General features: G+C 45.8%; 2 protein-coding genes. Both read left to right on the forward strand.

Annotated elements, in window-relative coordinates; all coding sequences use genetic code 11:
* A partial coding sequence (locus A3766_RS26910; protein WP_156509179.1) for a cell division ATP-binding protein FtsE occupies positions 1-309 on the forward strand: 309 nt, incomplete at its 5' end.
* Positions 309-993 (forward strand): ABC transporter permease (locus tag A3766_RS26915; RefSeq protein ID WP_197479779.1); only part of this gene is annotated, 685 nt, incomplete at its 3' end. The genes A3766_RS26910 and A3766_RS26915, both read left to right, overlap by 1 nt.

Below are 993 nucleotides of genomic sequence, written 5' to 3' on the forward strand. Positions count from 1 at the left end.
GGTTTGCTTTCAAAAGAGAAAATGACACCCATTCAGCTCTCAGGCGGTGAACAACAGCGTATCGGTATTGCCAGAGCCGTTGTCAATAAACCTCCCGTTTTGTTAGCCGATGAACCAACCGGAAACCTCGACCCCGAGCTTTCAGCCGAAATCATGAACTTGTTTAGCGAGTTCAATCAAGTCGGCGTCACGGTACTGATAGCGAGCCACGACTTGGCATTGATTCATCATATGCACTATCGCGTAATCTCGCTTCAGCAAGGAAGTCTGATCGACTCACGTTCTCAATTTGCCGGAGCAGATGACTAATGGCTGAGCTACCCAAATCTTCAGGCGCTCGACCTGCTCCTCCGCCAAGTGCTGCAAACCACTATATAGAACACCATAAAAAGGTGGCTAAGGCGACTCTGCTGTCATTGCTAAAAACACCCATTGCCAGTCTCTTTACCTGTGCAGTGCTCGGCATAGCTCTGGTTCTGCCAGCTTTGTTGACTAGCCTTTTAAGCAATATTGAATCACTAGGTGAAGATTGGGATGGCAGCGCACAAATAACGCTCCTACTTAAAAAGGGCGTGCCGCTTATTGATGGACAAAGGCTTGCTGACGATATTGCAAAAAGAAAGAGTATCACCAGCAGCCAGTTTATCGATAACGATAGCGCGCTGAGCAATTTTAAAGAACGCTTCGAGTTTGCCGATGCAATCGACTACTTAGACAGCAACCCCTTGCCGCATGTCATTATTGTTCGCCCATCAGATGCTCTAAATACGATTGAGCATATTGAGCAGCTCAAAGATGCTCTAATTACTCTTCCTGAAATCGAAAGTGCGATACTCGATGTGGTTTGGGTAAAGCGGCTTCAGTCGATCATTAATATGCTTCAGCAAGCAGTAAGCGTTATCGGAATAATGCTCGCACTGGTTGTTATTCTGGTGCTAGGGAATACCATTCGCCTAGCAATCGAGAACAAAAAAGAAGAAATTATTGTAATTA

The sequence above is a fragment of the Oleiphilus sp. HI0132 genome (genome assembly GCF_001635845.1).